The sequence below is a fragment of the Marinobacterium zhoushanense genome, from assembly GCF_014641945.1.
In the GTDB taxonomy this organism is placed as follows: Bacteria; Pseudomonadota; Gammaproteobacteria; order Pseudomonadales; family Balneatricaceae; genus Marinobacterium_D; species Marinobacterium_D zhoushanense.
Map to the genome: position 1 here is coordinate 93,144 of NZ_BMIJ01000006.1, position 13,072 is coordinate 106,215.

Here is a 13,072-nt window from a genome sequence, read left to right on the forward strand (position 1 = left end):
GAGCGTTACCGGATTGCGTCGTAAGGAAAAAAACGCTTTACTGTCAGCGGTTAAGAGTATGTCAGCAGTAGGGCTGGCCATCAGGACCCCTATATCGGCGAGAGCAATAGTACGATGGAACCCCCTTTCCAAGAGGATGGTTGGCGCAGTCTAGATGCGTTGATGTTGGCCGCTGCGGTGGTCATTGTGGCGCTGACCGTCTATGCCTTCATCCAACTCACATCACTATGGATCCCTGTGCTGGGCGCGGTGGCACTGTTGCTGCAGGGACTTGGCTATATGCGTCTGAACGTCCAGCGCCGGCTGCTGCACGCACGCCTGCGCGAGCTGGAACACTCGTTGATCGGTCAGCATGTGACCGATACCGAGACCGGTGCCGCACTGCCAGGCTGGTTTTCCCGGGTGCTGGAAACCGAGTGCCGCCGGGCGGTACGCGACTTTACGCCGTTGACGTTGATGCAGCTGGAGATTCGCTGTGGCGATCCTGCTGTAAAAGCCGCGTCGCGGGTGCGCCTGGCGTCGATGCTGACCGCAGAGATCTCCCGTCCGGGCGATCTGGTCGGGCTGGGCGAGCTGGGCGACCTGCAGCTGCTGCTTCCTGCGACCAATGAGAACGCGGAAGCGCTGGCTAAACGCTGTATCGAGCATGCCGTCAAACTGATGGCTGGGGACGAGGTTGAGGTGCGGCTGGCGGGCTGCACTCTGCAACCCAAGTCTGATCTGACACCGGATAAGGTGCTGCAGCAGTTGAGCCTTCGCTTGGACGAGGTTAGGGCCGAGCCTGCGGGGAGCGTCAGCTACCGCGCAGAACCCACCAGCGTGGAAACGTTGAACTCCGCCTACTCCCTATGATACCCACTGAGCTTGCTGCGCTTAATGCGCAGCTGAGCACCCGCCGTCATCGCGCCCTGATCTGGGTGGCCGCTGAGCGGGATCAGTGTGATCTTATCGCCGCCGAACTCGCGTCCCGACTGTCGTCCACCCTCGGCGACGGGGTTGTGCTCAGTAACCGAGCGTGCGGCTACGCCAACTCGGTCATGCCAACCGCCCGCGCCAGCCAGTTGCTTGGCCAGACTCGGCCCTGGGCGATCTACGACGCGTTCAGCGGCTTTAACCCCAACAGTTTCGCTCAGCTGGCCGGTACCATCGCAGCCGGTGGCTGGCTGGTACTGCTCTCACCCGAAGCTGGTGACTGGCCCCGTTACGATGATCCCGAATACCAGAAGTTGAAGGTGGAACCCTGGACAGCTCAGATGCTCGAGCCGCGTTATCTGCGCCGCCTGGTTCGGTTGCTGGAGAGCGATAAAGGCGTGCTTAGACTGCGGCCAGACAGCCGGGATTTGCCGAGCTGGCCGCCAGTGCCAGGGCGGGAAGCGCCAGTCCAGCCGCCGTATATGAGCATCGATCAGCAACAGGTTGTCGAGCAGCTGGTCACGCGGGTGCAGCGGGGGCGTTGTGCGGTTGTGGTCTGTGCCGATCGGGGACGGGGCAAGTCTGCAGCTGTAGGTTTGGCACTGACCCGCATTTCTCAACAGCGCCGCTTGCGGGTATTGCTGAGTGCGCCGTCACGGCAGGCGCTGTCCGCCGTGTTCGAACGCATCGAGAGCGAGCTGGGCGCATTGGTCTGGCAGGGCGAGTATGCCGTTATCGGTCAGCTGGAGCTCAGCTATATGACCCCCGCTGAGGCGCTGAAGCGATTGCCGCCTGCGGACCTGCTGGTGATCGACGAAGCGGCGGCCGTGGCGACGCCGGTATTACGCGGGCTGAGCACGCATTATCATCGCCTGATCTTTGCCACGACTCAGCACGGTTACGAGGGTAACGGTCGAGGTTTTACCCTGCGCTTTCTTGATGAGCTGAAGCGGCTGGTGCCCCGAGTGCAGGAGCTGCAGATGCAGGCGCCGATCCGTTGGGCAGCGGACGATCCGCTGGAACAACAGGTGTCACGACTGCTACTGCTTGATGCGGAGCCGGTTGAGCCCGTCTTCAGTGGCGATCAGCGATTAACAATCTCCAGGATTCCGCGTGAACAGCTGTCCGCTGATGAGCCGTTGTTGCGGCAGCTGTTCGGTCTGCTGATTCTGGCCCACTACCGCACGACACCGGGTGATCTGCGGGTGTTGCTGGACAGCCCTAACCTTCAGGTGAACCTGTTACGGCGGGGGGCAGGACTGGTCGGCTGTGCACTGGTGGCGCGGGAGGGGGAGCTCTCGGAAGAGCTCGCGCAGGGCGTCTGGGAGGGACATCGGCGTCCTACCGGGCACCTGTTGCCACAGGCGCTGATCGCGCACGAAGGTGAGCTCGCCGTGGCCTCCTGGCGCGCCTGGCGCGTACTGCGGATCGCCATCCATCCCCAGTTGCAGCAGCAGGGGATGGGGCGGCAGTTACTGAATGCGATTGTCGAACAGGCCAGGGAGGAGGGCGTCGATTATCTGGGTGCCAGCTTCGCGGCCACGACAGCGTTACTCCGCTATTGGAGCGTCTGTGACTTTTGGCCGGTCCGTGTCGGTGATCAGCTCGACCCGGTGTCCGGTTCGCATTCGGTGATGGTGTTGAACCCCCTGTCGGATCGCTGTCAGCTGTGGTTTCGAGGTATGCGTGAGCGCTATGCCCGGCGCCTGCGTTACCGTCTGAGTGGCGCCTTATCGAGTCTGCCAGTCGAGCTGATGCCGGCACTCTTTGCCGCTTTGCCCAGGCTCGAACCGACCAGTGAGGAGCGCGCGCGTCTGCATGGCTTTGCCGAACACCAGCGCTCGCTGGAAAGCACGTTGGTGGAGCTGGATCTGCTGCTGTTGGCTACGGTGCAGGACTGGCACCGACTCGGCCTGAGCGTGGATGACCAAGCGCTGCTGGTGGCGCGGGTCTGGCACCAGCAGCCCCCTGTGGCGGTTGAACGTCCCTCGGGGCGTCATGCTCAGCTGAAGCGGCTGAGAGAGCTGACTTCTAGCCTGTTGGACGCCTGGGATTCGGTTAGGAAAACCGAGGGCTAAAACCTATTCCAGAATCCGGACCCGCGCTCCGACTTCGAGCAGTCCGGGTTTGGTAACCATCAGGTTATGGCCAAAGCAGACGCGGCCGTCTTCGCTTCGATGGATACGGGCAAGCGTGCGCAGAGGTTCCGAGCGAGGGTCTTTCTCGCCACTGTGCGGATCGCGGGTGATCAGTACACAGCGCTCGCAGGGTTTCACCAGCTCCAGCTCCACGTCGCCGATGGCGATCCGTTTCCAGTCATCTTCGGCCCAGGCGGGTGCGCCTTTTACAACCAGATTGGGCCGGAATCGGCGCATCTCGGTATCTGTTGGACCCTCATCCCGTATCGCTTGCAACGAAGCCTCGCTGGTCAGCAGGATCGGGTAGCCGTCGCTAAACAGTACCGGGCGTTTCGGCGCGCGGCCGGCAACCCTGTAGCTGTCGGGGTCGTTATAGATCAGATGCACCGGCTGCTGCAGATAGTCGCTGAGCCAGCTGTCGAGTGATTCCGGGCAGCGTTTGCCGGCCAGAATATCGTTCCATACCGCGACCTGTTGGCGTTGGTCGCGAATCTCATGATAGTGCAGGTAGATGGGTAGCTTACCCGGCGCACTCAGGATCAAGCCGTCATGCACCAGAGTCGACACCAGGCGCAGGAGTTTGGGCTCCTCCCGTGCAGTGATGAATTTGCCCTCAGGATCGCAGATTATGAAACGACGATCCATCGCCAGGCCGCGACTCTCGGCCCAGGCGGTGGGTAGGCAGATCGGGGCTCCTGACTTGATCGGGTAGATATAGAGGCCGGTGACCTGAGGGGTACTCATCTTTTGCTCCTTACGCCTCACTGTCGGAACTGGCCGAGAGGCGGCAGATGACCATCAATCCTGTCACCATCTTGCCCTGTTCCTGGCGCAACGGGAAGCGCTCGCAGCTGAGTACCTTGAGCCCTGCCTCCATGGCCCGCTGGTACACATGATCCTCGCTATGCTGGTAGCGACCGCTGCTGCACAGTCGCAGTTCGCCCGGGCTGGCCTCGACGCTGAACGCGAACAGGCCTTCAGCACCCAGGGCTGAAGCGACGGCGCGCATCACCGGCTGGAGATCGCCAATATAGATCAGCACATCGGTGGCGCAGATAAGCTGCAGAGCGGACTGGCGGGCAAGCCAGGAGAGCAGTTCCTCATGGCTGAGCTGGTCGTAACCGCCCTGGCGCCGGGCTTGCTCGAGCATGCCGGCGGACAGGTCGCAACCGTGCAGCTGCTCGATAGCGAACCGCTGGCGTAGTGCTCGGCCCAACAGGCCACTGCCGCAACCCAGGTCGGCAACCCGCCCTAACCGCGGTGGCAGGAGTTGCAGCAGGCGTTCGACCAAGAGTTCCGGCGCCCGGTAGCCCAGTCTGCCGACCAGCTGCTGCTCGAAGCTCTCGGCGTGGCTATCGTATAGATCGCGGACATACGCGGCTGGCGCACCGGCTTCGATATGGCCCTCGGCGGCATCGATCATATGGCGCGCGCCGGCATGCTCCGGATGGCGCCTGAGTAGCTCGCGGTAGAGCAGCTGCGCAGCGGTTCCTTCGCCCTCTTCGGCCATGTAGTCGGCCAAAGCCTGTAATTCACTCGCGTCGAGCGCTTCGCTCTCGCGCAGCAGTTGCTCTTCCCGTCCGCACAGAACCAGCAGCAAAGCCCTCTCGCTCAGGGCTTCCGGTGCCATGTCAGCAATGGATGATACTGAATCGAGCCGCTTGAGGGCGGTATCGATTTCGCCACGCTTACGCGCGGCGCGGGCCAGAGGGTACTGCGCGTCCGGCAGTTCGTTCAACAAAGGGAAATTGGCAACGGCATCTTCGATCGACTGCCAGCGCTCCAGACTCTCCAGCAGGTTAAGCCGGTTGAGGTGGAACGCCTGTTCGTCCGGCATCAGCGCTAGTGCCTGTTCAATCGCCTGCAGGGCCTCTTCGATGCGCTCCCGTTGCTGCAGTGCCAGGGAGAGATTACTCAGTGCCTGAGCCCTGTATTTCGGGGCTACGGGCAGTGCAGCAGCGATCTTGAGTTCCTTGCACGCCAGCAGGGGCTTGCCGGCATGGAGCTTGATCACGCCGAGCAGGTGCCGAGCGTTAAAGTCATTTGGGCTTTGCGCCAGCAGTTGCTGGCAGATCGCTTGGGCGCTGGTGAAGGCTTGCTGCTGCATCAGCATCAGTGCCTGATGTAACGGATTGGCTTCTGACATGGTGACTGAAACAATTGTGCTGTTTACGTGGCTGGTGCGGATATTACAGCGCATGGACGTACGGCTTCCAGTCGGCAGTCGCTCCGTCGGGTGTATACTGCGGGCTGAAATGGAGGCGATATGGAACTGGATAGCGAACAGCTGGTCGATTTGGTGCGTATGAAAATGCCGTTTGGCAAGTATAAGGGCCGGGTGCTGCTCGATCTGCCGGAGCCTTATCTGGTCTGGTTTTCCGGTAAGGGGTTCCCTGCCGGAAAACTGGGTGAGCGCCTGGCGTTATTGTATGAGATCAAGCTGAACGGGCTGGAATCGATCGTCGAGCCGTTAAGGCACAAGCGTTAATACGGTTTGGTTTGTGTTCAGGTAGTGGTGATTAGGCTGACTGTCAAAGTTGGAAAGGGAGCAATGATGAAAAAAATAGTACTGGGAGCGCTGATCGCGTTTTCGTTGCCGGTTCTCGCGGCGAAACCCGAGTGGGTCGAGGATAAGCAGCAGGGCAAGAAGGGTAAGCCTGAGCAGGTAGTGACGCACAATGCCTCGTCACATGACGAGCGTGATAAGGGCAAGTCAAAAGAGCGGCATGACGACAAAGATGACGGCCGTTCTCTGGAGCACTATCAGCGGCTGTCCAGTGACGATCGGGACCGCTTGCTCAGAGGTGTGCTTGTCGATTACTACGGTGTCGAATACGAAAGCGAAGCCAAGCGCTACAAGTCGCTGCCGCCCGGACTGCGCAAGAAGCTGCAGCGGGGGGGCGAGCTGCCGCCGGGCTGGCAGGATAAACTGGTGAGGGGCGAGGTGATCGATCCTGAAGTGTACCGCCATGCCGAACACCTGCCCTCCGATCTGCTCAACCGACTGACTGGACGCCAGGATGGCATCGAGTTACTGCGGGTGGGCGATAGGATCGTGCGCGTTATGGAGGGTAGAGGCACTGTTGTCGATGTGATCGACCTTACGGATCGCGCGCTGGGACTGTTTGATTAAGGGAGAGCTTCGCTGGTGACACCGGCCATCAAAGCGTTGGAAAAAGCCCGCATCGCATTCAGCCTGCATGAGTACGAACACGATCCTGCGGCGCCGGCCTATGGCTTGGAGGCGGCTGAAAAGCTGGGCCGGCCGGTGGCGCAGGTATTCAAGACGCTGTTGGTGGCGCTTGAGGGCGATGCTAAGCGGCTGGCCGTCGGCATAGTGCCTGTCGCCGGTCAGCTCGACCTGAAAGCGATGGCCAGCGCGCTGAAGGTGAAAAAGGTGGTGATGGCTCAGCCTGCGGATGCTGAGCGTGCCACCGGCTATATCGTTGGCGGCATCAGTCCCCTGGGGCAGAAAAAACGCCTGCCGATGGTGCTCGATGCCAGTGCGGCAACACAGCAGACCATCTTGATCAGTGGGGGGCGGCGCGGACTGGATATTGAGCTGGCACCGGCGGATCTCTGCCGAATTACCGGCGCCCAACAGGCTGCGGTATCTCGCGGTTAGGTTGTGATCACGGGCAGTGTTTCCGGCTGCCCGTTCCCTAACCCTATATCAGCGAGCATTTCGCTCGTATCTTTCACTAACACTGGATTCCCTAGCCCTGAGTACCAGTGCGATCCGCCGGAGTTTGGGTTTCACTCTTGGCACGACGACGGCGAACCTTGAACCTCGATGGCTCCAGGTCATGTTTACCCAGTAACTTGTACAGATCGGTGCGGTTACGCTCTGCAATTCTGGCCGCGTGGGTCACGTTGCCTTCGGTAATCTGCAGCAACTTGATCAGGTAGCGGCGTTCGAACTCAGCCCTGGCTTCGTTGAAGGAGGGGATCACCCGCTGCTGATTATCCATCGCATCGGCAATCAGTGACTCCGATATCACCGGTGAGGTGCTGTTTGCTACCGCCTGTGAGACGACTTTTTTCAGTTGCGCCACGTTGCCGGGCCAGGCCGACAGGCCAAGAAGGTGTATCGCACCTGGTGATAAATTACGGACACGACGGTTCTGTTTGCTGGCTTCTTTGGCGAGGAAGTGACGGGCCAGCAGCGGGATATCCTCGGCTCGCTCCTGGAGCGACGGGATCTCCAGGTTAACCAGGTTGAGCAGGTAGTAGAGCGACTCGTTCAGCTCGCCATTGAGCATTGCGTGTTCCAGGTTGCGCTGGGAGCTGGCGATGATACGCACATCGATCGGCTCGTCATGCTCACTGCCAACAGCCCGGACCCGTCCTGTTTTCAGGGTCGCCAGCAGCTTGGACTGCAGGGCTAGTGGAAGATCACAGATGTCCCGCAGCATCAGGGTACCGCCCTGAGTGCGCGACAGCAGTCCCTGCTGATCGGTGTTGGCACCGCTGAATGCACCGCGGCTATGCCCGAACAGCTCAGATTCCAGCATCTGTTCCGGCAGATCGCTGCAGTTGAGGACCTCAAACGGTTTGTCCGAACGGCGACTGGCGAGGTGGACCGCCCTGGCCAGCAACTCCTTGCCACTTCCGCTGGGGCCGTTGATGATCAAGTTGACGTCCGACACTGCGACCCGGCGCGCCTGGTCAAGCAGATTCTCCATGATCGGGTTGCGGGCGACGATTTCCGAGCGCCAGCGCTGATCGCGACGTTGGTTCGCGGCGTCGAGGGCTGCTCTTACGGTGTCGAGCAGATGGGCTCGATCGAAAGGTGGCGTGAGGATGCCAAAGGCGCCTTGCGCAGTCGCTTCGAGTGCTTCCGGCAGTACCTGCTGGTTTACGATCAGTATGCGGGTGATCCCCGGATAGTCGTGTTGAATCAGTTCGCTCAGCGTTAAACCGTCGCGTGCGCTGGTACGCAGGTCGCACAGCGCAAGCTCAATTTTGCGGGATTCGAGCATCTGCAATGCTTCGTCGCCGGAACAGGCTGTGCGCACGCGGTAACCGGCGCCGACAAGGTATTCATTGAGCAGATCGAGTTGCTCAATGTTCTGATCGACTAGAAGAATTTGGGGGCTGGCGGTCATCTTATTTGCTCCTGGCACGGCTCAACAAATGCGGTGCGACGATGAACACGGGTTCAATTCCGTTGAGTCATTACTGCCTGAATATAAAAGCAGAGTCTCTTTGGCGACACTATTGATCAATTGTAACAGGTGTTTGAATGATATCGAAGAGCGGACGGTGCAAAACGCCCACCCGCGTAGAGTCCCGTGTGACCGTTGACCGTTTGCCTGGTCACTCGAGTCGAAAACCGATCTTCAATACAACCTGGTAATGCGCAATTGCGCCATCTTTGATATGGCCTCGCATCTCTTTGACCTCCCACCAATCCAGGTGTTCGTGGCGTGTACTGGCTTCGGCGATAGCGCCGCGAATTGCATCATCGTAGCTGCTGGTGGAGGAGCCTGCGATTTCGATGAGCTGATAGTTATGTCCGGGCATGTCGATCTCCTTCTCGGGTCGGAATGTGTCGCTTACCTGATACTGAATGATAGCAGTGCTCCGGGGATTTGCCGTTTGTGCCTCGGCTATCGAAATCGGGTATGGCTTGAGTCTGGCGACAGTCGCGAATAAGATCGCGGAAAGCTCGCAGGGATGGCCCGGATGTACCGTTTCTTTCACGTTCTCTTCTTCTCCGCCCTGATCGGTGGATGTCAGCTGCGACCTCAACTGCCCGACGATGCCATCTATCAGCGAGGACTGATTTCCCTCGACGGGGGGGATATCCTGTTTCAGCCATGCGGGCGTACCCAATGGCAACAGATGGCTGAGATCCCTGACCTGCTCAGGCAGGAGTATCTGCGATTCAGTGCCGGGCGCGAGGGACTGCCGGTATACATCGAGGGCTGGGGCGCTGACGGGACTGACGGCTGGCGAGTGTTGGAGCCGCGAGTCATAGGCGGTGACTTATCCAGCTGTGACGAGCGTTTCGCCGGTGTGAGCCTGTATGCAGCGGGCCTGGAGCCACCCTGGTCGGTGATGCTTGGCGAGGATAGTCTGGTGTTCAACGAGCCTCAGCGACTGCGCACACTGGTGTTCGACAAACCTGAGCGAATGCGCGAAGGCGAGATCTGGCGCTGGTATCAGCGACTAAGCGACAGAAAGAGCGGGCTGGATATCGCGCTCGAGGTTGTCGTACGGCCCTGTCGGGATGGCCAGGGTAACTGGTATGCACTCAGTGCGCAGCTCGACCTGGAGGGGAGCGTGTTTAATGGCTGTGCACGCTATGGCGATCTGCCAAGGCTGGCACTGGCATCGCATTATCGGACTGCGGCAGGGGCGTACCTGCGAGATCTTCATCTGCTGATGCAGGCGGATGGCGACGTGCGGCTTGTTGCGGATAACCATGACGGCCAGCCGTTGCAGCCTCGCGCCGGACGCTGGAGATTTTTGAGCTCCGACAGGGTATTGCTGGAGTTGGAGCGTCCCGGTGCCGCAGGCAAATTCGATACCCAGCTCTGGCAGGTGCGGGGCGATGGTGCACTGGTTCTGCTCAATGATGATCCCGCCCTGGGACGCGGGCTTGAGCTTCAGCCGACTGGACGTATTCTGCAGTGGCCAGAAGGTCGCGCCCCCTTGCCTTGAGCGCTAGTCCCGCAACAGCAGGGTTTTGGCTTCGTTGATACGTGACGCCAGCCAGGTGCTGCCGCCTCGGTCCGGATGGTTGCGTTGGATAAGGCGGCGGTGCGCGTCGATGATCGCCTCCCGGTCCGCACCGGGCTCCAGCCCGAGGATTGCCAGAGCCTCCTCCCGGGTCATCGAGGGCCGATCTCCGGAGTTGCTTTCATCGCTGGAATCTGAGGCGCCGGGGTCGTCGGCGCGCCAGTCCGCGCCGAAGCGCTTGTCGAGGTAGGTTTCGAGCAGGCGGGCGGAATCCCGGTCGCTGCTCCGGCACTCGCGCAGCAGCTGTAGAAACTCCTCTTTGCTCAGGCTGCTCAGTTGACGCCCGCGAAGCGAGCCTTCGAGCACTTCCCCCTCCATGCTGCCAGAGTCGTGGGCCAGACTCATGGCGATCATGCGGCTGCGAACATGGGAGTGGCCGCCGCTGCTGGACTGGCGCCTTCTGTAGGACTGGGCTCCGCGCTGCACCCAGGGCAGCAGGCGCAGAAATAGCGGCAGGATGCGCTGTGCCAGCGGCAGGAGCAGGGCTATCAGCGCACCTAGCCAGTGCAGGCGGCCGGTAATGGCAAGGAACAGTAACCCCAGCAGGATCAGCAGAAAGGCGAGTTTGGCACCGGCTCGCGTACGCTCCTGCGGCGGTTGACGTCTGAGCCATAGCCAGCCACAGCCGGCGATCAATGCGAACAGCACTAACCCAATTGGGTTCACGGTCGCTCCTTATCGGTCTGTCGGATGAGGTGTTACTTGCGCAGCTGTTGGGTCAGCGCGAGCAGTTCCCGGTTGCCCTTGCCAGCGTAACGCTCGAGTGCCTTCAGGCCTCCAGTGGCATAGACAGCTGCCGCGCCGAGCAGTTCTCGTAAGCGGTTGGCGCTATTGATGTTGAACCGAGCAAAGGCGCCTCCGGAGAGACGTGCCAACTGCTCGAACAGCAAGCGGCCATTGGGGTCATTGCCCTCATGGAAACTGAAGATCGGTGTACCGTGCAATCCGAGTTCGCCGGCCATTTCACACAGCGGATCGATCGATTCTTCGCAGCAATCGCCGACCAGCACAATCGCATTGATCGGATGCAGGGTGTTCTCCCGCAGGGCGTGCTCCAGCACCCGACCGATTTGAGTGTGTCCGCCGAGACAGCTGACCGCATTCATCTGGTCGAGCAGGGCGGAGGCGTTGTCGAACCAGCTGGTGTAATGGAACTCGCGATAGCCGCGATAGTAGCAGAGCTGCACCAGCAACTGGCCGCTCGCCGCGCTGGCGAGAAACATCTCGCTTTGCAGTCGGCAGGCGTGATCCCAGGTTGGGCTGCGGCTGGCGGTAGCATCCATCGCGAACAGCAGTCGACCGCGATTGGTATCGCGTACTGCCAGGTCTTTTGCCTGGTTGATAAAGGCCTCGATCTCCGTGGAGTTTGAGGCCGGTTTCAGTGATTTTCCCATGCTCTGCGCCCGCTATCCTGTCACCTTTTTACAGGTTTCAGTGTAGACCTTGGGTGTTGTTGGGCACAGTTTATCAGGCGATTTCCGCCTCGGCTGTAGTCTCTGTACCGATGTAGCGCTGGCGCTTGCGCGCCTTCACATACTCGGTATCAACCAGTACAAGTCCGTCGACACAGTAGTTGAAGTCGGCATCAACACCGAAATCGAGGAAGCGGACACCGCCCGGCTCGCAGAGCTCGCTGTACTGCTTGTACAGCGTAGGTACCGATACCCCGAGAAACTCCAGCTGCTCCTTCAATACCGCAAAGTCGGCCGCGTAATCATCGCCCTGGAACAGCCTGTACATCTCGGCACGGGTGTCGTCGTCCAGCGTATAGGGATTGTTGGAGCTACCCAGTTCGGCCTGATCGGGAAAATAGTGTCGGTAGAACCAGACCAGCAGATCGCGAGCCCGTTTCGGGTAACTGTTGCTCATGCTCACCGGGCCGAACAGATAACGGATCTGTGGACGGCTGCGCAGGTAAGCGCCGATACCATACCAGAGATAGTCAAGGCTGCGGCGACCCCAGTAGCGTGGTTGCACGAAACTGCGGCCGAGCTCGATGCCCTGTTCAAAATAGGGTGTCATCTCGGTGCTGTAGTTGAACAGGCTGGCACTGTAAAGCTGCTCGGACAGGGCGGAGCGGTCAAGGCGCGAAACCTCCGCCAGCCGGTACGCGCCGGCGATTTCCAGGTCGTCCTCATCCCAGAGAATCAGATGGCGATAGTGTCGGTCATACTTGTCGAGGTCGCGTCGGCCTCCCGTGCCTTCGCCAACACAACGAAAGGCGATCTCACGCAGTCGGCCTATCTCGGCCATTACCGCTGAATCACTGCGATAATCGAACAGGTAGATCTTCTTGCCATCCGATGTTTCGCCCAGCAACTCGGCGTCGCGTAGCTCTTGTTTAAGTATCTGGCGGTTTTGGGGGTGTGCAATCGTCTTTTCGGTTTTGAATAGCGGGGGTTTGTTGCGCGCGATACGGTACAGGTGTTTCTTCAGCAGTTTGGCCTTGATCTTGGCCGCAACCGGCAAAGTGTCGATCTGGCTGAAGGCGATTGGCTCGCCTATACGGATCGGCAGGTTCTTCGAGCGCTTGTTGAACATCTCGTGCGCCAGCAGAAGTGACGACATCGATTTGTTCAGCGTCGACAAGCCGTAGAACAGGGCCGAGTTCTTGCCGCCGACAAAAACCGGCAGGATAGGCGCGTTGCTCTTGCGTGCAAACATCAGGAAGCCGCTGTTCCAGGGGCCATCCTTGATGCCGGTAAATCCGGCGCGGGAGACCTCGCCGGCGGGGAAGACGATGACCGCCTCGTCATTGCGCAGAGAATCCACGATGCGGGCGATGTCACGCTTGCGCGTGCCCTTGCCCAGATTGTCGACCGGCAGGAACAGCTCCTGCAGAGGATCGAAGTGCATCAGCACATCGTTGGCGATGATGCGCACATCGCGGCGTACCTCGCCGACCAATTTCAGTAGCGCCAGCCCGTCCAGGGCGCCGAGCGGGTGGTTGGCAACAATGACGACCCGGCCGCTGGAGGGGATGTTGATCCGCTCCTTGCTGTTGACGCTGTAACTGAAGTTGAAGTAGTCGAGTACCCGGTCGATGAATTCGAAGCCGGTCACGTCCCGGTTCTCTTCCAGAAACCGGTTGATTTCGCGCTCGCGCACCAGGCGGCGAAGACAGAAGAGGGTGGAGCGGCGAACCGGGGTGGGCTTGGCGGCAAACCCCGGATACTTGCTGAGGAGTACCTGTTCGACGTTAATCTGCATCTTGTGTCCCGACAGTGTTACATGACGGCGACCAAGATAAGACGAACAGGTGACGGCGAATTGAC

At 60.2% G+C, this 13,072-nt stretch carries 13 protein-coding genes; 6 read left to right on the forward strand and 7 right to left on the reverse strand.

Annotated elements, in window-relative coordinates:
- Positions 1-114 precede the first annotated feature (114 nt).
- Both IEX40_RS14665 and IEX40_RS14670 read left to right on the forward strand, forming a co-directional pair.
- The gene (locus IEX40_RS14665; RefSeq protein ID WP_188749586.1) at positions 115-852 is read left to right on the forward strand and encodes a hypothetical protein; all 738 of its coding nucleotides are present in this window, start codon (positions 115-117) and stop codon (positions 850-852) included.
- Positions 849-2,990 (forward strand): tRNA(Met) cytidine acetyltransferase TmcA, encoded by a 2,142-nt coding sequence (locus IEX40_RS14670; protein WP_188749588.1) that lies wholly within the window; start codon positions 849-851, stop codon positions 2,988-2,990. The genes IEX40_RS14665 and IEX40_RS14670 overlap by 4 nt, the downstream gene beginning before the upstream one ends.
- 3 nt (positions 2,991-2,993) lie before the next feature.
- On the opposite strand, the gene IEX40_RS14675 is transcribed toward IEX40_RS14670, so the two are convergent.
- Complete coding sequence (locus IEX40_RS14675) at positions 2,994-3,794, reverse strand: MOSC domain-containing protein (protein ID WP_188749590.1); 801 nt, start codon at positions 3,792-3,794, stop codon at positions 2,994-2,996.
- A gap of 10 nt (positions 3,795-3,804) precedes the next feature.
- On the reverse strand, positions 3,805-5,196 hold the full coding sequence (locus tag IEX40_RS14680; RefSeq protein WP_188749592.1) for a methyltransferase: 1,392 nt from the start codon (positions 5,194-5,196) through the stop codon (positions 3,805-3,807).
- 120 nt (positions 5,197-5,316) lie between these two features.
- Between IEX40_RS14680 and IEX40_RS14685 the strand changes: the two genes are divergently transcribed.
- From IEX40_RS14685 to ybaK, 3 genes are all read left to right on the forward strand, one after another.
- Positions 5,317-5,538 (forward strand): DUF3820 family protein, encoded by a 222-nt coding sequence (locus tag IEX40_RS14685; RefSeq protein WP_229680775.1) that lies wholly within the window; start codon positions 5,317-5,319, stop codon positions 5,536-5,538.
- Positions 5,539-5,604: 66 nt separating this feature from the next.
- The gene (locus IEX40_RS14690) at positions 5,605-6,183 is read left to right on the forward strand and encodes a hypothetical protein (protein WP_188749594.1); all 579 of its coding nucleotides are present in this window, start codon (positions 5,605-5,607) and stop codon (positions 6,181-6,183) included.
- A 15-nt stretch (positions 6,184-6,198) separates the two neighbouring features.
- Positions 6,199-6,675 (forward strand): Cys-tRNA(Pro) deacylase, encoded by a 477-nt coding sequence (ybaK, locus tag IEX40_RS14695; protein ID WP_188749596.1) that lies wholly within the window; start codon positions 6,199-6,201, stop codon positions 6,673-6,675.
- Positions 6,676-6,766: 91 nt separating this feature from the next.
- Here the strand turns inward: ybaK and IEX40_RS14700 are convergent, their stop codons facing one another.
- Positions 6,767-8,158 (reverse strand): sigma 54-interacting transcriptional regulator, encoded by a 1,392-nt coding sequence (locus IEX40_RS14700; protein ID WP_188749598.1) that lies wholly within the window; start codon positions 8,156-8,158, stop codon positions 6,767-6,769.
- 211 nt (positions 8,159-8,369) lie between these two features.
- Entirely contained in the window at positions 8,370-8,576 is a 207-nt protein-coding gene (locus IEX40_RS14705) for a dodecin (protein WP_188749600.1), read from the reverse strand.
- 162 nt (positions 8,577-8,738) lie between these two features.
- Between IEX40_RS14705 and IEX40_RS14710 the strand changes: the two genes are divergently transcribed.
- A complete protein-coding gene (locus IEX40_RS14710) occupies positions 8,739-9,719 on the forward strand; it encodes a hypothetical protein (RefSeq protein WP_188749603.1) in 981 nt (326 codons plus the stop codon).
- A 3-nt stretch (positions 9,720-9,722) separates the two neighbouring features.
- On the opposite strand, the gene IEX40_RS14715 is transcribed toward IEX40_RS14710, so the two are convergent.
- From IEX40_RS14715 to olsF, 3 genes are all read right to left on the reverse strand, one after another.
- Entirely contained in the window at positions 9,723-10,463 is a 741-nt protein-coding gene (locus IEX40_RS14715; protein ID WP_188749604.1) for a J domain-containing protein, read from the reverse strand.
- Between the two features lie 32 nt (positions 10,464-10,495).
- Positions 10,496-11,191, reverse strand: a complete 696-nt coding sequence (locus tag IEX40_RS14720) for a vWA domain-containing protein (protein WP_188749606.1) — start codon at positions 11,189-11,191, stop codon at positions 10,496-10,498.
- Positions 11,192-11,264: 73 nt separating this feature from the next.
- Positions 11,265-13,007: a bifunctional ornithine lipid synthase OlsF gene (gene olsF / locus IEX40_RS14725; RefSeq protein ID WP_188749608.1), complete on the reverse strand. Its 1,743-nt coding sequence runs from the start codon at positions 13,005-13,007 to the stop codon at positions 11,265-11,267.
- Positions 13,008-13,072: the final 65 nt, after the last annotated feature.